Raw genomic sequence first — 17,294 nt, forward strand, 5'->3', positions numbered from 1 at the left:
GAACTACCGACGGCCGAGTGACGCCAGGTCACGGATCTCGACGACGGATCGCTCCCCCGTACTGGGCGAACAGCGCGACACCTGTCCTCCCACACGCCACTGTTCGTCTGTCGTCGATCCGTCGAAGAGAGTCGCTTCGAGATTCCAAACCGGCCCTCAGTCGTCGCCGAACGCGCCCGCCTCGGCCATCTCGTCGAGTCGGTCCTCGTCGTAGCCCAGGTCGGCGAACACCTCGCGAGTGTGTTCGCCGAGGTCCGGTGGCGGCGACTCGAAGCCGCTGTCGCTGTGCGCGAAGTTCAGCGGGTGCTCGATGACCGGCACCTCGGTGCCGCCCTTCTCCAGCGTGCGCATGACCCCCCGCGACTCGGTCTGTTCGTTGTAGAGGGCGTCCTCGACGTCCCGGACCGGGCCGGCGGGGATGCCCGCCTCGACGAAGACGTCCATCCACTCGTCGGTGGACCGGTCGGCGAGCCGCGACTCGATCTCGCGTTCGAGCTCGTCCATGTGTCCGACCCGGTCGGCGTTCGTCTCGAACCGCTCGTCCTCGGGGAGGTCCCCGCGGTCGATCGCCTCGCAGAAGCCCCGCCAGAGCTTCTGGTTCAGGCAGGCGACGTTGATGTGGCCGTCGGCGGTCTCGAACGACTGGTACGGCGCGAGCACGGGGTCCTTCGTCCCCATCCGCCCGGGCTCCTCGCCGGCGAACACCTTGCCGGCCTGTTTCGTGAGCCACGGGAGCGTGGCGTCCAGCATCCCGAGGTCGATGTACTCGCCCTCGCCGGTGCGCTCGCGTCGGTACAGCGCCGAGGAGATGCCGAACGCCGCCCACATCCCGGTGATGAGGTCTGTCTGCGGGAGCCCGACCTTCACGGGGCCGCCGTTGGCCTCGCCGGTGACCGACATGATGCCGGACATGCCCTGGACGAGGAGGTCGTAGCCGGGTCGCTGGCTCCACGGGCCGGTCTGGCCGAACGCCGAGATGGCACAGTAGATCACGTCCTCGTTCTCCTCGCGGATGCGATCGTAGTCGACGCCGAGTTTCTCGGCCGTGCCGGGGCGGAAGTTCTGCACGAACACGTCGGCCTCGGCCGCCAGGTCGTAGAGGGCGGCGAGCCCCTCAGCGGACTTAAGGTCGAGTTCCACGGAGCGCTTGTCGTAGTTGACCGTCCAGTAGTACGGCGAGTCGCCGTCGACGAACGGCGGCCCGGAGTGTCGGATGTCGTCGCCGACGCCCGGGCGCTCCACCTTCACCACGTCGGCGCCCTGGTTCGCCAGCATCAGCGAGCAGAACCCGCCCGTCACGAACGTCGAGAGGTCGACGACGAGCAGGTCCTCGAAGATCCGGTTGTCCATACGGGACGGCCGTCTGCCGCTGAAAAAAGCATTGCCCCGCTTCGCGTTCACGTCGCCGCAGTCGGGCGGACTCGGCGGGTCAATCGACCCTCCGGATGGACTCGAGACGTTACCAGACCCTTCGGACGGCCCCGGTTCCGGTTCGGGTTCGGGGTGGCCGACCTACTCCCAGGGGTGGCCGCCGCGGCGGCCGGGCCAGAGGGGGTACCAGTACTCCTTCTCGGGTTCGAGGTCGAGTTCCCCGTCGAGCACCGACTCGAGTTTGCCCTCGATCCGCTTGTCGTGCTCGCCGTCCTTCGGGGCGAACGGGTAGTAGGCGCCGCGGCGGAACGAGTACACCCAGTAGGCTCGGTCGCTCGAATCGCTCGTCCGCTCGAACCCGAAGACCGCCGCGAGCAGCCGCGAGCCGTATCCGCGCTCGACGAACGTATCCGCCGCGAAGTGGACCGAGGTGACCAGGTCCTCGGGGTCGTCGTCGGCGAGCACGACCCAGTGGTAGCCGTGGTCGTCCTCGTGCCGGCGGAACTCGGTGCCCGTCTCCTCGCTCCCGGCGTGGAGGATGTCCTCGACCTCCTCGACGGTCGAGGCGAAGTCGGTGGAGTCGACCGAGGAGAAGCAGAGCGCGGCCTCGCCGACCGGGGCGAAGCCGAGGTCGGCCTCCATCGTCACGTAGGCGGTGCTCATCCCGAACAGGTCGTCGGGGTCCGCGTCGCGCGTGGCGTCGCTCTCGGCGCTGATGCCGAGCGCCGCCTTGACGGAGTCGAACAGCCCCATCAGCTCCCCTCCCCGTCGGCAGCGCCCTGCCCGTCGGCGGCGAGTTCCCCGTCGGCCGCGAGCGACGGCCCGTCGATCCGGTCGAACTCACCGCGGAGCCGCTGGTACTGCCGGTCAACGTCCTCGGCCTTGTTCGCCGCGTTCCGGACGTGCGTCTGCAGGACGCCCCACTCGTCCTCGACCGAGGCGAACGCGTCCCGGAGCGAGTCGAGTTCGGCGGCGACCTCCTCGGCCTGCTCGGAGAGCTGTCGCGCCTGCACGTCGGCCTTGATGAGTTCGAGCTTGTGGCCGAAGGTGAGCGGCGAGACCACCTGCACGCCGCGGCGCGTGTACTCGCGGAGCAGGTCGTACTCCTCGGTGACGAGGTGGTAGTAGACGCTCTCGGAGGGGATGAACGCGAACGCGAAGTCGGTCGTGCCCGCCGCGGGACGGACGTAGTCGGTCGCGATCTTCTCGAGCTGCGACTCCACGTCGCGCGCGAACGCGTCGCGGTAGCGGGCGGCCTCGTCCTCGTCGTCGGTCCCGACGGCGCGCTCGTAGTTGTCCAGCGGGAACTTCGCATCAACGCAGACGAGCCCCGACGAGGTGCGGATGTGGGCGTCGGGCGTCTTCCCGTCGACGACGCGCTCGCGGAGGCCGTACATCTCGGGCGGCAGGTGGTCCGAGAGCAGCACGTCGAGCTGCTCCTCGCCGAAGGCGCCGCGCTTCCGGGGGTCCCGGAGCATGCTGTCGAGGTCCGAGTGGAGGCTCCGCATCTTCCCCGCGTGCTGCTCGATGCGGTCCACCTTCTCGGCGAACTCGAGGTCGGTGAACGTCCGGCTCACGGCCGTGGTGAGCGCGTCCGAGTCGACCTCGACGTCGGTGTCCTGGGCACTGAGCGACCGGACGGAGAGCCAGAGTTGTAGCAGGAGAAACGCCACGACGAGCAGCAGCGTCACGGCGGCCACGAGCAGCACCGTCGACGTGGTGCCGCCCGACTGGAGCGGGAGCATACACCGGCGTACGGAAACTCTCCGTAAAAGGATTCGTTCGTATTCGTCGGGTGACTTCGTGTGATCGTCGTTGCAAGTGCTCCACGTGTGACTGGCTCTACTGGACTCGACACGATTACGAAAGCCCCCGCGGGTCTCGGCTCCCGCGAGACGCTCTGCGCTCCTCGTCGGTCGGCCTGCGGCCTCCCTCCTGCGGGTGCTTGAGGCCTCGGGATTCGCCGAGATCCGCGGCCCCTTTCAGTCCCACCCGCTGGACGTTCGACCGAGCGACGGAGCCCGACTACCGAGTGTGCACGCCGTCGGTAGTCTCCTCCATCGTTTGTCGGCCGACGGTCGATAGGATGCGTGCGGGCGCACCGCGAGCGACCGGAGTGAGCGAGCCGCGCCCGCCGGGGAGGCCTGGGGACAGCACATAATGGCGGCTGACCGTCCAACGGGGCGGGACTGAAAGGGGCCGGCTTCTGTGCGAAGCACGGCGCCTCAAGCACCGCAGCGCGAAGGAGTGGAGCGACTGAGCGCGAGGAGCGCAGAGCGTGCCGCGCGAGCGCAGAAGTCGGGGGGCTTTCGAGCCGTTCCCGTTCGTCGAAACGCTCATTCGAGAAACCGAACCTCACGCCCATCCGGAAACGTCGAAACGGAAGAAGAATCAGACCGTTTCGAGTTCCCGCTCCAGGTTCCGAAGGCGCTCCACGCGCTTCTCGGTGCTCGGGTGCGTCGAGAACAGCTTCCCGACGACCCCGCTCTTCAGCGGGATGATGAAGAACGCGTTCATCTCCGAGGTCTCGCGGAGGTCGTCGTCGGGCACCTTGTCCATCCGGCCGTCGATGGTGAGCAGCGCGGACGCGAGCGCGCCCGGCTTGCCCGTGATGGCCGCCCCGCCGCGGTCCGCCGAGTACTCGCGGTAGCGCGAGAGCGCCCGGATCAGGAAGAACGAGACGATCCAGACGGCCAGCGAGGCGACGATGGCGACGAGCATGCCGCCGTTGTTGCGGTTGCGCCCGCCGCCGAACAGCCAGCCCCAGCGGACGACCATGAACGCGATTGTCGAGAGGAACGAGGCGATGGTCATCACCATCACGTCGCGGTTCTTCACGTGGGCCAGTTCGTGGGCGAGCACGCCCTCCAGCTCCTCGTCGTCGAGGGTGCGAAGGAGACCCGTCGTGACGCAGACGGCCGAACTCTTCTGCGAGCGCCCCGTCGCGAACGCGTTCGGGACGCGCGAGTCGGCCACCGCGACCTTCGGCTTGGGCAGGTCGGCCTGCTGGCTCAGCCGAGTGATTTTCGCGTGCAGTCCCGGATACTCCTCCTCGCTCACCTTCTTGGCGCCCATCGAGTACAGCGCCAGCTTGTCGCTGAAGAAGAACTGGACGAACAGGAACGGTACCATGAGGATCAGGAAACCGGCGTAGCTCGTCTGTGAGATCACCGCCGCGAAGACGATGTAGAGGGCGAACAGGAGGAACATCGTGAAGATCATGCGGCCGCGGAGGCCCCAGTCCGTTTTCCACTCCATACCCCATCGTAATCGCTTCACGGCTTAAACGCTGTCGTGGAGGCCCGTCCCCACTATCAGGGCGCGATATTCGGGGCGACGGCGTTTTACTGCGGACCGCTGGAGACGAATCCCGTGTCCGGGCGCGCACAGACCGAGGCCATCGGCGTGGTGACGGTCACCGCCGTCGTTCTCCTGCTCGCCTTCACCGTCGGGTTCGCCGTCGTCGAGTCGATGTCGAACGCCGAGTCCACCGCGCCCGCGCTCGGCGACTACCGCTTCGACGCCGACGGAACCGCCGTCTCCGTCACGCACGCCGGCGGCGACGCCGCCCCCCTCTCCGACCTCTCGCTGGTCGTTCGCGGCCCGAACGGGAGCACGACCCGCCCGTTCACCGCCGGAACGCTCGCGGGCGGCGGGGCCGTCTTCCGGCCGGGATCGACGTGGCGCTACGGCGCTATCCCGTTCCCGTTCGACCGAGCGGTCGAGCTCGACCTCCTCGTCGTCCACGGCCCCTCCGGGGCGGTCGTCGACCGGACGACGGTCCGGGTCGGATCGGGGCCGACCGCGACGCCGACGGACTCCCCCACGCCGACGGCGACATCGACCGCCACCCCGACCGACAAGCCCACGGCCACGTCTACGCCGGTGCCGACCCCGCCCGAAGTACAGTTCTTCGAGGCGACGAATCCCGACCACAAGAACGTCCGCGTGGAGCTCCGGACCGACGAACGGTTCTCGGACCTCCGCGTCGTCCTCTACCGCGGCGACGGGCGGACCCGGCGGGTCGACGTGGACGACGACGACGGCGGTTGGTGGGACGACTGGTGGGGCGGTGACGACGACGGCCAGGAGGACCCCGACGACCGGGGCGACGGCGGCTGGAACTGGTGGCCCTGGTAGCTCCCCCAACGTCCGAGCAGCCCGGTCTGTCACCTCGTCCTAGCGGGCGTGCTCCGGACGTGGGACTTATCTCGCATCGGCCGCTCTGGTCGCTGTGGTCGAACTCCTCCTCCTCGTCGGGCTCGCGGTCGCCGTCTTCGTCGGCTTCAACATCGGCGGTTCCTCCACCGGCGTCGCGTTCGGCCCCGCGGTCGGCAGCGGACTCGTCTCGAAACTCACCGCGGCGGGGTTGATGACCGGGTTCGCGCTCGCGGGCGCGTGGACGGTCGGCCGTGGCGTCATCGCCACGATGGGGGGTCGAATCGTCCCCTCCGGCCAGTTCACGCTCGTCGCGAGCGTCGCCGTCCTCTTCTTCGTCGGCCTCGCGCTGCTCATCTCCAACACGTTCGGCGTCCCCGCCTCGACCTCGATGACCGCCGTCGGCGCCATCGCGGGCCTGGGCGCGGCGACGAACACCCTGAACTCGGACGTGATGGTCCGCATCGTCGGCTGGTGGCTCGTCTCGCCCGTCATCGCCTTCTGGCTGTGCGCGGTCATCGGCCGCTACCTCTACCCGTACCTCGACGCCAAGTTCGCCATCGACCGCTCCGACGGTCCGATCGTCGAGTTCGCCGTCGGCGGGGGCGTCCCGCGGGTCCGGCGCGCGCCCGGGACGACGACCCGCGAACTGGTCGGAACTGTGGTCGTCGTCGTCATCGCCTGCTACATGGCGTTCTCCGCCGGGGCGTCGAACGCCGCCAACGCCGTCGCGCCGCTCGTCGGGAGCCCCGAGGCGAACCTCTCGATCGAGGCGGGCATCCTCGTCGCCGGCGGCGCCATCGGCCTCGGCGCGTTCACCATCGCGAGGCGGACGCTCGACACCGTCGGCAACGACCTCACCGACCTGCCGCTGCTCGCGGCGCTCATCGTCGAGGTCGTCTCCGCGAGCCTCATCACGTTCCTCTCGTACATCGACATCCCCGCGTCGCTGGCCGTCTCGGCGACGATGTGCATCGTCGGACTCGGCTGGGGCCGGGCCACCAGGACGACGAGCGTCGGTGACGCGGTCCGCGGCGAGCGCCCGGAGGTGTCGGTGAACGCGCTCACCGCCGAGAGCGAGGGCGAGCGGGAGGTCCCGCGCGTCGGCGAGGAGACGGGCGAGGAACTGCTCGCGGACGACCTGTTCAACCCCGGGACGACCGGCAGGGTCATCTTCTTCTGGATCCTCACGCCGTCGCTCTCGTTCGCGGCGTCGTTCGTCCTGTTCACCGTCGCCCCCGTGTGACTCCCGATCCCGGGTGGGCGGTCGATCAGCTCCGGGCAGTCCGGGTGAGTACCGACCGCGATCCGGCCTTTTGGCTGGCCTAAACCCTTCTATCCGCTGAATTCGGGCCGCGAGATAGCAACATCTAATTGGGCGGCGACCGAAGCCGTCCATGATGCCCACGGTCGAATACCTCAACTACGAAGTGCTGGATGACCACGGCTGGGAAATGGACGACGACGACCTCTTCGACGAGGCCGCCGATGCAGGCCTCGACGCGGAGGATTACGGCGAACTCGAGGTCAACGAGGGCGAGTACATCCTCGAGGCCGCGGAGGCACAGGGGTACGATTGGCCGTTCTCGTGCCGCGCCGGCGCCTGCGCGAACTGCGCGGCGATCGTGACGGAGGGCGAGATCGAAATGGACATGCAGCAGATCCTCTCCGACGAGGAGGTCGAGGAGAAGAACGTCCGGCTCACCTGCATCGGGTCGCCGGCGACCGACGAGATCCAGATCGTCTACAACGCGAAGCACCTCGACTACCTGCAGAACCGCGTCATCTAGCCCGGGCCGATCCGTTCACTTCCGTTTTCGTTCTCCGGACTGCCTAGCCGCCGCACCCGCTTTCCCAACGGCTAACTCCCCCCGGTTCCCGTTGCCCCCAATGACCGTGCTCGGTATCGCCACGCTGGCCGACCTGCTCCGCCTCCTGGTCGTGCCGGCGTTCGCGTGGGCGGCCTACCGCGACGTCCGCACCCGTCGGCTGCCCAACCGGCTCTGGCCGCCGCTGCTCGCGATCGGCCTCCTCGCGCTGGCGCTCGACGTCGCCGCCGCGTACCCATTCGCCGGCTTCGAGGGACGGCTGTTCCTCGTCCGCACCGGCTTCTCGCTGCTGTTCCTCGTCCCGTTCTCCGTGCTCGCCTACCGGCTGGCGGCGTTCGGCGGCGCGGACATGAAGGCGCTCGTCGTGCTCGCGGTTGCCTTCCCCGCGACGCCCGAGTACATCGTCCCGACGGCGGTGCTCCCCGGGGTCGCCTGGATCCACAATGCCGTCTTCCCGCTGTACCCCTCCACGCTCGGCGTGACGGCGATGTCGGCGCTGACGAACGGCGTCCTGCTCGGCGCGGCCTTCGTCCTCTCGCTCGGGGTCAGGAACGCGCTCGCCGGTCGGATCTCGCCGGCGATGTTCGTCGGCGAGTGGACCGACGTGAGGGACCTGCCCGACCGGCACGGCTCGCTGCTCGACGCGGACGGCCCGCTCCCCTCCCGCGGGCTCGACCTCGACGCGCTCCGGATGTACCTCCGCTGGCGACGGTCGACGCTCGAGGACCTCCGCGCCGACCCCGCCCGCCACCGCGACCCCGTCAGCGTCACCGGGACCGGCGAACCGACCGACGGCGCGGTCCACGTCGGCCCGCGGACCGACGGCGGCGTCCCGGCGGAGGGGGACGTGTCCAATCCGCCGGGGACGGCCGATTCCGACGGGCCCGCGACGGCCACCGAGACGGCCGAGTTCGACGACCCGTGGGCGGCCGAGCGGTTCCTCGACTCCATCGAGGGGACCGCGTACGGCACCGACCCCGAGACGCTCCGCGAGGGCCTGGAGACCGTCTCGGAGGCGGACGCCGTCTGGGTGTCACCCGGGCTCCCGTTCGTCGTGCCGCTGTTCCTCGGGCTGGTCGTGTCGCTCACCTTCGGCGACGTGCTGACGCTCATTCTCGCGGCCGGAGGACTGCTGTAGACGAGTGTGGGGGGATGTCGAGAGAGGTGATGGGAGGATGTTGGACAACGATAGCCTGGAACGCCCCACCCCCCGACGAACTGACGCACAAGACATATCGGCCCGTCGCACCTCCCCCCGCGTATGAGTTCGACCGCCGAGGGCGTCGAGGTTGACTTCGGCGACGACGGGCTGGTCCCCGCCGTCGCCCAGGACGCCGACACCGGCGAGGTGCTGATGCTCGCGTACGCCGACGAGGCCGCGCTCGCCCGCACCCGCGAGACGGGTCGTGCGCACTACTACTCCCGGTCGCGCGATGAACTGTGGGAGAAGGGCGCCACCAGCGGCCACACCCAGGAGGTCGAGGAGGTCCGCGTCGACTGCGACGCAGACGCGCTCCTCTACCTCGTCGACCAGGCCGGCGGCGCCTGCCACACCGGCTTCCGGTCGTGTTTCCACCGCACCGTCGACGGCGAGGAGGTCGGCGAACGCGTCTTCGACCCCGACGATGTCTACGAGTGAGACGGGGGCGGACGCGGGGACCGCGCTCCGGGAGGCGCGCCGGCGCCTCGCGGACGCCGAGTCGGCGGTCGCCGAACACGGCGAGGCTGACCTCGAACGGGTCCGGGACGCGCTGACACGCGCCGAGGGGCTGCTCGACCGGTACGAGGACTCGGCGACCGGGACGGGCGACTTCCAGGCGTACGTCGAGTTCCAGGGCGAGTTCGCCGACCTCGTGGAGGGGCTCCCCGACGACCTCCCGGCGCGGGACGCCTTCGAGGCCGCCAACGGGACGATCGACCAGCGCCGCCTCTCGGAGTCGGACTTCGCGGCGGCGCGCGAACACCTCGCTCCCGCCCGGGAGCTCACCGATCTGCTGTCCGACCGCGAGCAGGCCGGGAGGGCGGTCCGCGAGGCCGAACGGGACGTCGAGCGCCGGATCGCGGTCCTCGACGACCGGATCGCCGACCGCGAGCGCGTGCTGGAACTGGGCGACGCGTTCGACGCGGCCTCCGAACACGCCGGCGCGGACGGGAACGGCGGGGCAGACGTCGACCAACGGGTCGCCGACCTCCGCGAGACGGTCGAGACGTACGACGGGTCCGTCCGGGACGCGTTCGCCGACTTCCGGCGCGAGGCGAGCGCCCGCGAGTTGCTCGGCTTCGTCGACGACACCGCCCACTACCCGCTGGTCGAGTTCGAGACGCCGCCCGACGAACTCCTCGCCTACGTCGAGGACCACGAGGTCGGCACCGAGCCGCTGCCCGACCTGCTTGAGTACGCCGACTACTCCGCCTCGAAGCTCGGCCACTACGTCGACGACCCCGGCGCGTTCCGGACGCGGGTCCCGGTCCATCGGACCTACCTCGACCGGCTCTCGGCCGACCCGCTGACGGTCGGCTGGCCCGCCCCGCCGGCGGGCGAACTCCGCGCGCTGGCCGGCGAACTCGTCTCGGTGGTCGCGAAGTTCGCGGACGAGTCGGTCGTCGCCGACGCCAGGGAGCTCCGGCGGGCGGTCACGCGGGACGACTACGACCGGCTCCGCCGGGTCGCCGTCGCGGAGGCGGATCTCACCGACGAGGAGCGCGGGAAACTGGAGTCGGGTGCGATCGCCGAGGAACTGGAGGCGGCGCGGGCCGAGCGCGAGCGGCTTCGCGAGGCGCTCGAGGACGCCGACACCGACGGCACCTGAGGCACCTGCACGCCTCAGACCGGCTTCTCGTACACGACGGTCGGGTACTGCTCCTCGCCGACCTCGAAGCTGTTCTCCCCCCGCCGATCGAACCCCCGGGACTCGTAGAACTCCCGTACGTCGTCGTTCTCGCGGAACACTTCGAGCGCGACGGCGTCGGTGTCGGACGGGAGGCGGTCGAACCCGGAACCGAGCAACTCGCTCCCGACGCCCTCGCCCTGCTCGTCGGGTTCGACGTAGAGCGCGCGAAGGCCGGTCTCCTCGTCGCCGACGAACGGCTTGCTGAGCCTGGGATGGTGGACGAACTGGGCGAAGCCGACGACGTCGGTGGCGCCCGAGTCGCCGCGTCCCGTGTCCGGCCCGCCGTCGAGGGCGACGAGGAAGTGCTGTCCCTCCGCGCACGCGTCGGCGTACAGTTCGCGCAACGCGTCGCCCTCGGGTACGTCGAGCCCGTCGAGGACCTCCGCGGGCAGGATGTCGTCGTACGCGTCGCGCCACGCCGCACGGTTCACCGCCATCGCGTCGCGGAACTCCTCGATCGAGTCGACCGGACGGATCTCCATATCGGGCGCTCTCACGCCGACGTGAAAAATCGGGGGGCGGAATCCGGGTGCGGCGGAACGTCGCCTCAGCGGGCGTCGTCGAGCGCCTCGTGGACCTCGGCGGCGAGTCCGGCGGCGCGGTCGCGGTCGCGGGCCTCGGCGTAGATGCGGACCTTCGGCTCGGTGCCGGAGGGGCGCACGAGCACCCAGGCGTCGCCGTAGTCGAGGCGGTGGCCGTCGATGGTCGTCGGCGTCGCGTCGGCGGCGGCGGCGTACTCCTCGGCCGCCGCGAGCATCGCGTCGAGTTCGCGCTCGTCGTCGTACACGAGGTTCAACCGGACGTTGTGGTAGTCGCCGTACGGCGCGACGATCTCGCTGACCGACTCGCGGCGCTCGGCGAGCAGTTCGAGGAACTTCGCGCCGATGAACGCGCCGTCGCGCACCAGCCGGTAGTCCGGGAAGAAGACCCCGCCGTTGCCCTCGCCGGCGATGGGAACCGACTCGTCGGCGGCCCACAGCTGCCGGATCCGCGTGATGATGTTCGTCGAGCCGATCGGGGTGAGTTCCAGCGTCGCGCCGGCCGCCTCGCAGACGTCGACGAGCCGCTGGGAGACGTTCACCGCGGCGACCGTGGTGTCGCCGGCCGAGAGCGTGTGGGCGGCCAGCGCGGCCAGCGAGGCATCGCCCTCGACGTATCGGCCGCGCTCGTCGAAGAAGATGGCGCGGTCGGCGTCCCCGTCGTGTGCGATGCCCACGTCGGCGTCCGCGGCGCGGACGAGGCGGCCGAGGTCGCCGAGGTTCGCCTCGACGGGTTCGGGATCGCGACCGGGGAAGTGGCCGTCCGGCTGGGCGTTGACCGTGACGACCTCACAGCCCAGCTCGTGGAAGAAGTCGGGCGAGGTGAGCGCCCCGGCGCCGTGGCCGGGGTCCAGCGCGACCGTCAGGTCCGCGTCGGCGATGGCCTCCCGGCCCACGGTCGCGAGCATCTCCGCGACGTAGTCCTCGTTCGCGTCGGTGACGTGGGTCGTCCCGCCGACCTCGTCCCAGGGGGCGGCGTCGAACGTCTCGGCGACCAGCGCCCCCTCGATGCGCTCGAGCCGGTCGACGGGGAGTTCGATGCCGTCGTCGCCGACGAGCTTCACGCCGTTGTACTCCGGGGGGTTGTGCGACGCGGTGATGAGCACCCCGGGGATCGATTCGTCCTCGCAGTAGCGGACCGTCGCGGGCGTCGGGGTCACGCCGAGCCGGGCGACGTCCACCCCGGCGCTCGCGATCCCCGCCGCGGCGGCGTCGGAGAACATCGCCCCCGTCGTCCGCGTGTCGCGACCGAGCGCGACCCGATCGGCGTCCCAGACGCTCGCGGCCGCCTTCGCGACCCGCAGGACGAACTCCGGGGTGAGCTCCTCGCCCGCGACGCCGCGGGTCCCGCTGGAGCCGAAGATCTTCATTCGGGAAGGTGTGGGGTCGGTGTCGGGATAGTGGTTCCGAAGGTACTTTCCGGTTTAGTGACGGTTGCCTGTTCAATTACGTCGGTCTGATACCTGGGTCCGGTTCGTTGCTCCGAGAGTGCCGACTGTTCCCCCGGGGGGTGGCGTCGTTCATGCGTCTCGCGGGGAACTGTCTCCCTCGTCGACCCGGAACCGCTCCCGGGACGCCGTGGCTCGACCACTTCACCTTGTAGCAATTCCTGCCAGTTTATCACTCCGGAGCGAAAGGGGGAGACAAGATGGTCGTCGGAGACATCTCGACCGGCACGGACGTGGCTGTCATCGGCGCTGGACCCGGCGGGTACGTCGCCGCCATCCGCGCCGCCCAGGAGGGGCTCGACACCACCCTCATCGAGCGGGACGCCTACGGCGGGGTCTGCCTGAACCACGGCTGCATCCCCTCGAAGGCGTTCATCCACGGCGCGGACGTCGCCCACGAGGCGGGCAACGCCGAGGAACTCGGCATCCACGCCGACCCGGCGGTCGACGTGGCCCAGATGCAGGAGTGGAAGTCGGGCGTCGTCGACCGGCTCACGGGCGGGGTCGAGAAGCTCTGCAAGGCCAACGGCGTCAACCTGATCGAGGGCACCGCCACCTTCGCCGACGAGAACAAGCTCAGGGTCGCCCACGGCGGCGAGGGACAGGGCAGCGAGTCCATCGAGTTCGAGCACGCCATCGTCGCGACCGGCTCGCGACCGATGCAGATCCCGGGCTTCGACTTCGCCGACGACCCGGTCCTCTCCTCGCGCGACCTGCTCGGGATGGAGGCCGTCCCGGACCGCCTCGTCGTCGTCGGCGCGGGCTACATCGGGATGGAGCTCTCGACGATGCTCGCGAAGCTCGGCACCGACGTGACCGTCGTCGAGATGCTGGAGGACGTCCTCCCGGGCTACGAGGACGACGTGAAGCGCATCGTCCGCAAGCGCGCGGAGGAACTCGGCATCGAGTTCCACTTCGGCGAGGGCGCGAGCGCGTGGCGCGAGTCGCCCAACGGCGTCGTCGTCACCACCGAGACCGAGGACGGGATGGAGACGGAGTACGCCGGCGACGCGGTGCTCGTCGCGGTCGGCCGCGAGCCCGTCACCGACACGCTCGAATTGGGCGCGGTCGGCCTCGAACCGGACGACCGGGGCTTCATCGAGACGGACCACCAGGCCCGGACCGACGTCGACAGCATCTTCGCGGTCGGCGACGTCGCCGGCGAGCCGATGCTCGCGCACAAGGCGAGCAAGGAGGGCATCGTCGCCGCCGAGGTCGCCGCGGGCGAACCCGCCGCGCTGGACTACCAGGCCGTCCCGGCCGCGGTGTTCACCGAACCCGAGATCGGCACCGTAGGGATGACCGAGGCGGAAGCCGAGGAGGCGGGCTTCGACCCCGTCGTCGGCCAGATGCCGTTCAACGCCTCCGGCCGGGCGCTCACGATGGGCGAGTCGGACGGCTTCGTGCGGGTCGTCGCCGACGAGGAGACGGGCTTCGTGCTCGGCGGGCAGATCGTCGGTCCCGAGGCCTCCGAACTCGTCGCCGAACTCGCGCTCGCCATCGAGATGGGCGCGACGCTGGAGGACGTCGCCGCGACCATCCACACCCACCCGACGCTCGCGGAGGCCGTGATGGAGGCCGCGGAGAACGCGATGGGGACGGCGATCCACACGCTGAACCGGTAGACGGGCCGGCCGGTCGCGGACGACCTCCGACTCGGCGTACGGCTGTTCTTCAGAACTCGTGGACGGTGACTCGGCCGGTCAGTGGGCCCTCTGGCGAACCATCCGAAACTCGAGGATGTGCCGTTCGCCGAGGTCGGCCCGGTGTTCGTCCTGGAAATCGAGGACGTCCTCCACGTCCTCCATCTCGTACTCGAAAGCGCATTCGGGGCAGGTTACGACGTACGTCATGACGATCAGTTTCGCGTCCCAGTTCGGAACTCGTTCACGTCAGCACGCTCCCTGCATCCGCGGACTGTTTTTAACCCCGGCGGCCGCTGAAGCAGCCGTCTGAATCCACGACCGAACGCTACGGGGGACGGCGGATGCTACTGGGACGCGTGCTGAATGCCGTCCAGCATCGCCTCCAGTTCCGAGTGCCCCCGGTACTGGGCCGTGTTCGTCTTCGTGTCGTAGTTCACGACACCGGAATCCGCCAGTCGAGGGAGGATCGAGTGGTGTAACTGGACCGCGATCCGGTCCGCTTCGCTCTGATCCTCCTCGCAGAGTTCGTCCGCGATGTCCTCGAGGGAGGACACGCTCTCCGACGAATCCCGGAAGTAGGCGATGGTAGCGCGGCGGTACTCGTCGGAGAGGAGCGTCAGTAGCTCGTTCGTCGTGTCAGGGTTGGTCTGTTGCTGGTGGTCCATTGGTGTGGTCCGCTCGGCACAGTGATCGGGTGAACTGTGTATGCGCACCACGTGGGGCCTCCACGGGAATGGACGGCGGAACGCCGTCAGTACGTCGTCCACTGCTCGGGTAAGTAGACGCATACTGTGTTCTCGGTTGCTGTAGCTAGTCGGACGCACGTCAGACGAATAAGGGCGTCAGTCACCCGCATCGTCACAGGCCGAACTCGATAGGAGGTGGTTACCTTCGTGTAGTACGCCTCGACCTCACTTTGTGGGATTCCACGGGATATGGGTGCAGATACGTTCGGGTTTCCGGCCGGTATCGGGTGCCTGTCGACCCCGAGCGATTCTTCACGACCGCCACACATCACGGTCCATGGGTCTCTTCGACCGGAACACCGACATGAGCGCCGACGAGCCCTCCACCGACGACGGCCCGCGGTTCGAGCCCGTGGAGGGGACCGCACCGGGAGACGGGGACGACGACTCCGGGTCCGCCGGTTCGTCACCGGTCTCGAAACTGGTCCCCGTCCGCTTCCGCGACGACGACTTCAACGGCACCCTCAAGCGCGCCGTGGACGAGGAGGCCGGCGTCGTGCTGTACGCCTACGGCAACGGCAACGCGGGCGGGCTCGCGGCGGTTCCGCTGGCGGACACGGACCTCGTCGGGGACGAGTAGCCGTCCCCACCGCCCGGTCCCGTGGTCGGTCCCGCTATCCCAGCCGGAACCGCGCCGCGATCTCCTTGTACTCCCGCGTCCAGATTCCGAGTTCGTTCACGGTCCACTGCACCGGCTCGAGTTCGCGCTCCCGCAGTCGCTCGACGGCCGCCTCCGCCTCGGCGCGGTCGCCGCCGACCCCGCGCGCGAGCGTGACGTGCGGGTCGTACTCGTCCCCCTCCAGCCCCTCGACGGCGCCGAACTCCCGGACGAGTCGCCGATGGAGGCTCCAGAGCCCCTCGCCGCCGATGACGAGGTAGACGACCGGCGCGTCTCCCATCGGCGGGTTGTCGAACGTGTCGATCCCGGCGACGTGGGCCTCGAACGGTCGGACGTCGGCGAGGACGGGTCGCAGTCGCTCGCGGAGGTGCGGGAGTGACTGACCCGCCCCGTCGGAGTCGAACCGCTTCACGACGAGCGTCTTCCGGTCCCGGAGCGTCCGGAACGGGGCCAGTTCGGGCGACAGGTCGTCCGCGAGCCGCTTCACCGTCGGCGGCACCGGGACGTTCAGGCTGTACACGGCGATGGTTAAATCCTGTCCAGGAGCCAGAGGACGATAAGGACCACGACTACGACTCCCAGGATCGACGGCAGCGCGGACAGGATGCCGACGAACAGGCCCAGCACCCCCTCGACGATCTCGAGGACGAGCCAGACGAGCACCAGCACGAGTACGATCTTCAGCAGATTATCCACGTCCATGGACGGCCAAATCACCGCGGGGGGCAAAAGCGCGACGGCGTGCCGGCGCGCCAGCGTACACGGCAACCGTTATTGCCCAGGCCGGTGGCACGTCGGACGATGCGACGCGTCCTCGCCGTCGTCCTCGCGTTGGTGCTCCTGGTCCCGGTCGGACAGCCGGCCGTCGGCGTCCAGGACGACGGCGAGGGCTTCGCCTCCCTCCTCCAGACCGGCGACGTCGACCCCGACCGCGTCTCGCTTCGCGCCGCCGTCTCGCCCGACGGGAGCGCCGAGTGGCGCATCGCCTACCGCGTCCGGCTGGACGACGAGAACGCCACCGAGGCGTTCGAGAGCCTGCGGCGGGACGTCGAGGCCAACGAGAGCGCCTACGCCGACCAGTTCGCCGCGCGGATGCGCTCGACCGTGGCGACCGCCGAGAACGCGACCGGCCGCGAGATGGCCGTCCGGAACGTCTCCGTGACGGCCCAGCGCGACCCGTTCCAGGACTTCGGCGTGGTCGCCTACACGTTCACCTGGGACGGTTTCGCGGCGACGGACGGCGATCGCCTCGTCGTCGGCGACGCGCTCGCCGGCCTGTTCCTCGACCAGGGGACCAGCCTCACGGTGTCGTGGCCCGCGGAGTACGAGACGCGCGCCGTGGACCCGTCGCCGGACGAGCGGACCGAGACATCGGTGACGTGGCAGGGGGACCGGAGCTTCGGCCCGGACCAGCCCTTCATGACCGTCGCGCCCGCCTCCGCGCTCTCCATGCGGCCCATGTACCTCGCGGTCGCCGGCCTCGCGCTGATCGCCGTCCTCGGCGCCGCGTGGTTCGGGCGACAGGGGACGGACCTGTCGTCCGTGCCGCTCCTCGGCGATTCGGGGGCCGGGTCGGCCGGACCGACTGCCGATGAGACCGAACCGGAGCCGCCCCGCCAGCCAGCCACCGAAGCCGGCGGGGCGACCGCCGCAGGCGGGGAGGTCGGTTCGGGTGGCGAGACGGGCACTGGGACGGGAACCGACGCCGACGACGGCCCGCCGGAGGAGCTGTTGAGCCCCCGCGAGCGCGTGCTCCGTCTCGTCGAGGGGAACGGCGGCCGGATGAAACAGGCGGCCGTCACCGACGCGCTGGGCTGGAGCGCCGCCCGGACGAGCCAGGTCGTCGGCGACCTCCGCGACGCGGGCGACCTGGAGAGCTTCCGGCTCGGGCGCGAGAACGTCCTCCGGCTCCCCGAGGGGGTCGACGACGCCGACGACGGCCCGTCCACGTAACCCCCCGACCGCGACGCCTTAACGTCGCTTAACCGCGGTGAAGGCGGCTTACGTGAGTGGACGGTATATGAGGGAGGAGCCCGAGGGTGCTGGC

At 69.9% G+C, this 17,294-nt stretch carries 19 protein-coding genes; 9 read left to right on the plus strand and 10 right to left on the minus strand.

What is annotated here, in order from left to right; genetic code table 11:
- Positions 1–156 precede the first annotated feature (156 nt).
- From HUG10_RS12580 to htpX, 4 genes are all read right to left on the minus strand, one after another.
- Positions 157–1,350 (minus strand): CaiB/BaiF CoA transferase family protein, encoded by a 1,194-nt coding sequence (locus tag HUG10_RS12580; RefSeq protein WP_179169904.1) that lies wholly within the window; start codon positions 1,348–1,350, stop codon positions 157–159.
- 162 nt (positions 1,351–1,512) lie between these two features.
- Positions 1,513–2,124 carry a PspA-associated protein PspAB gene (pspAB, locus tag HUG10_RS12585; RefSeq protein ID WP_179169905.1) on the minus strand — a complete coding sequence of 204 codons (612 nt, stop codon included), beginning with the start codon at positions 2,122–2,124 and terminating at the stop codon, positions 1,513–1,515.
- Positions 2,124–3,116: a DNA recombination protein RmuC gene (rmuC, locus tag HUG10_RS12590; RefSeq protein ID WP_179169906.1), complete on the minus strand. Its 993-nt coding sequence runs from the start codon at positions 3,114–3,116 to the stop codon at positions 2,124–2,126. The genes pspAB and rmuC overlap by 1 nt, the downstream gene beginning before the upstream one ends.
- 646 nt (positions 3,117–3,762) lie before the next feature.
- Positions 3,763–4,629: a zinc metalloprotease HtpX gene (gene htpX / locus HUG10_RS12595; RefSeq protein WP_179169907.1), complete on the minus strand. Its 867-nt coding sequence runs from the start codon at positions 4,627–4,629 to the stop codon at positions 3,763–3,765.
- A 114-nt stretch (positions 4,630–4,743) separates the two neighbouring features.
- On the opposite strand from htpX, the gene HUG10_RS12600 reads away from it, so the two are divergent.
- The 6 genes from HUG10_RS12600 to HUG10_RS12625 all read left to right on the plus strand — a co-directional run bounded on the left by HUG10_RS12600 (position 4,744) and on the right by HUG10_RS12625 (position 10,168).
- Entirely contained in the window at positions 4,744–5,511 is a 768-nt protein-coding gene (locus HUG10_RS12600) for a type IV pilin (protein WP_179169908.1), read from the plus strand.
- Positions 5,512–5,605: 94 nt separating this feature from the next.
- Positions 5,606–6,775, plus strand: a complete 1,170-nt coding sequence (locus HUG10_RS12605; RefSeq protein WP_179169909.1) for an inorganic phosphate transporter — start codon at positions 5,606–5,608, stop codon at positions 6,773–6,775.
- A 154-nt stretch (positions 6,776–6,929) separates the two neighbouring features.
- The gene (gene fer, locus HUG10_RS12610; RefSeq protein ID WP_179169910.1) at positions 6,930–7,319 is read left to right on the plus strand and encodes a ferredoxin Fer; all 390 of its coding nucleotides are present in this window, start codon (positions 6,930–6,932) and stop codon (positions 7,317–7,319) included.
- A gap of 100 nt (positions 7,320–7,419) precedes the next feature.
- Positions 7,420–8,496, plus strand: a complete 1,077-nt coding sequence (locus HUG10_RS12615; RefSeq protein WP_179169911.1) for an A24 family peptidase — start codon at positions 7,420–7,422, stop codon at positions 8,494–8,496.
- Between the two features lie 123 nt (positions 8,497–8,619).
- Positions 8,620–8,997 carry a phosphoribosyl-AMP cyclohydrolase gene (gene hisI, locus HUG10_RS12620; RefSeq protein ID WP_179169912.1) on the plus strand — a complete coding sequence of 126 codons (378 nt, stop codon included), beginning with the start codon at positions 8,620–8,622 and terminating at the stop codon, positions 8,995–8,997.
- Positions 8,984–10,168 (plus strand): DUF7118 family protein, encoded by a 1,185-nt coding sequence (locus HUG10_RS12625; RefSeq protein ID WP_179169913.1) that lies wholly within the window; start codon positions 8,984–8,986, stop codon positions 10,166–10,168. Before hisI ends, HUG10_RS12625 begins: the two co-directional genes overlap by 14 nt.
- A 14-nt stretch (positions 10,169–10,182) precedes the next feature.
- Here the strand turns inward: HUG10_RS12625 and HUG10_RS12630 are convergent, their stop codons facing one another.
- Together HUG10_RS12630 and glmM are read right to left on the minus strand one after the other, a co-directional pair.
- Positions 10,183–10,731, minus strand: coding sequence for a GNAT family N-acetyltransferase (locus tag HUG10_RS12630; RefSeq protein ID WP_179169914.1), 549 nt, complete (start codon positions 10,729–10,731; stop codon positions 10,183–10,185).
- A 65-nt stretch (positions 10,732–10,796) separates the two neighbouring features.
- The gene (glmM, locus tag HUG10_RS12635) at positions 10,797–12,158 is read right to left on the minus strand and encodes a phosphoglucosamine mutase (protein ID WP_179169915.1); all 1,362 of its coding nucleotides are present in this window, start codon (positions 12,156–12,158) and stop codon (positions 10,797–10,799) included.
- A gap of 278 nt (positions 12,159–12,436) precedes the next feature.
- Between glmM and lpdA the strand changes: the two genes are divergently transcribed.
- Positions 12,437–13,861, plus strand: a complete 1,425-nt coding sequence (lpdA, locus tag HUG10_RS12640; protein ID WP_179169916.1) for a dihydrolipoyl dehydrogenase — start codon at positions 12,437–12,439, stop codon at positions 13,859–13,861.
- Positions 13,862–13,939: 78 nt separating this feature from the next.
- Here lpdA and HUG10_RS12645 read toward each other — a convergent pair whose 3' ends face one another.
- Both HUG10_RS12645 and HUG10_RS12650 read right to left on the minus strand, forming a co-directional pair.
- Positions 13,940–14,089, minus strand: coding sequence for a hypothetical protein (locus HUG10_RS12645; RefSeq protein WP_179169917.1), 150 nt, complete (start codon positions 14,087–14,089; stop codon positions 13,940–13,942).
- A 137-nt stretch (positions 14,090–14,226) separates the two neighbouring features.
- Entirely contained in the window at positions 14,227–14,547 is a 321-nt protein-coding gene (locus HUG10_RS12650) for a DUF7344 domain-containing protein (RefSeq protein ID WP_179169918.1), read from the minus strand.
- Between the two features lie 358 nt (positions 14,548–14,905).
- Between HUG10_RS12650 and HUG10_RS12655 the strand changes: the two genes are divergently transcribed.
- On the plus strand, positions 14,906–15,208 hold the full coding sequence (locus tag HUG10_RS12655) for a hypothetical protein (RefSeq protein ID WP_179169919.1): 303 nt from the start codon (positions 14,906–14,908) through the stop codon (positions 15,206–15,208).
- A 34-nt stretch (positions 15,209–15,242) separates the two neighbouring features.
- On the opposite strand, the gene HUG10_RS12660 is transcribed toward HUG10_RS12655, so the two are convergent.
- Positions 15,243–15,767: a 2'-5' RNA ligase family protein gene (locus HUG10_RS12660; protein ID WP_179169920.1), complete on the minus strand. Its 525-nt coding sequence runs from the start codon at positions 15,765–15,767 to the stop codon at positions 15,243–15,245.
- An 8-nt stretch (positions 15,768–15,775) separates the two neighbouring features.
- Positions 15,776–15,949: a DUF7554 family protein gene (locus tag HUG10_RS12665; RefSeq protein WP_179169921.1), complete on the minus strand. Its 174-nt coding sequence runs from the start codon at positions 15,947–15,949 to the stop codon at positions 15,776–15,778.
- Positions 15,950–16,048: 99 nt separating this feature from the next.
- Here HUG10_RS12665 and HUG10_RS12670 point away from each other — a divergent pair, with 99 nt between their 5' ends.
- Positions 16,049–17,200 (plus strand): helix-turn-helix transcriptional regulator, encoded by a 1,152-nt coding sequence (locus tag HUG10_RS12670; protein ID WP_179169922.1) that lies wholly within the window; start codon positions 16,049–16,051, stop codon positions 17,198–17,200.
- Positions 17,201–17,294 lie beyond the last annotated feature (94 nt).

Origin of the sequence: Halorarum halophilum, from assembly GCF_013401515.1 — an archaeon.
Lineage (GTDB): Archaea > Halobacteriota > Halobacteria > Halobacteriales > Haloferacaceae > Halorarum > Halorarum halophilum.

Bases quoted from the DNA above. Each gene is read 5' to 3' on its own strand.
- htpX (WP_179169907.1), bottom strand. From the start codon at position 4,629: ATGGAGTGGAAAACGGACTGGGGCCTCCGCGGCCGCATGATCTTCACG.
- HUG10_RS12645 (WP_179169917.1), bottom strand. From the start codon at position 14,089: ATGACGTACGTCGTAACCTGCCCCGAATGCGCTTTCGAGTACGAGATG.
- HUG10_RS12670 (WP_179169922.1), top strand. From the start codon at position 16,049: ATGCGACGCGTCCTCGCCGTCGTCCTCGCGTTGGTGCTCCTGGTCCCG.
- HUG10_RS12650 (WP_179169918.1), bottom strand. From the start codon at position 14,547: ATGGACCACCAGCAACAGACCAACCCTGACACGACGAACGAGCTACTG.
- HUG10_RS12615 (WP_179169911.1), top strand. From the start codon at position 7,420: ATGACCGTGCTCGGTATCGCCACGCTGGCCGACCTGCTCCGCCTCCTG.
- rmuC (WP_179169906.1), bottom strand. From the start codon at position 3,116: ATGCTCCCGCTCCAGTCGGGCGGCACCACGTCGACGGTGCTGCTCGTG.
- hisI (WP_179169912.1), top strand. From the start codon at position 8,620: ATGAGTTCGACCGCCGAGGGCGTCGAGGTTGACTTCGGCGACGACGGG.
- HUG10_RS12625 (WP_179169913.1), top strand. From the start codon at position 8,984: ATGTCTACGAGTGAGACGGGGGCGGACGCGGGGACCGCGCTCCGGGAG.
- pspAB (WP_179169905.1), bottom strand. From the start codon at position 2,124: ATGGGGCTGTTCGACTCCGTCAAGGCGGCGCTCGGCATCAGCGCCGAG.
- fer (WP_179169910.1), top strand. From the start codon at position 6,930: ATGCCCACGGTCGAATACCTCAACTACGAAGTGCTGGATGACCACGGC.
- HUG10_RS12630 (WP_179169914.1), bottom strand. From the start codon at position 10,731: ATGGAGATCCGTCCGGTCGACTCGATCGAGGAGTTCCGCGACGCGATG.
- HUG10_RS12655 (WP_179169919.1), top strand. From the start codon at position 14,906: ATGGGTCTCTTCGACCGGAACACCGACATGAGCGCCGACGAGCCCTCC.
- HUG10_RS12580 (WP_179169904.1), bottom strand. From the start codon at position 1,350: ATGGACAACCGGATCTTCGAGGACCTGCTCGTCGTCGACCTCTCGACG.
- glmM (WP_179169915.1), bottom strand. From the start codon at position 12,158: ATGAAGATCTTCGGCTCCAGCGGGACCCGCGGCGTCGCGGGCGAGGAG.
- HUG10_RS12665 (WP_179169921.1), bottom strand. From the start codon at position 15,949: ATGGACGTGGATAATCTGCTGAAGATCGTACTCGTGCTGGTGCTCGTC.
- lpdA (WP_179169916.1), top strand. From the start codon at position 12,437: ATGGTCGTCGGAGACATCTCGACCGGCACGGACGTGGCTGTCATCGGC.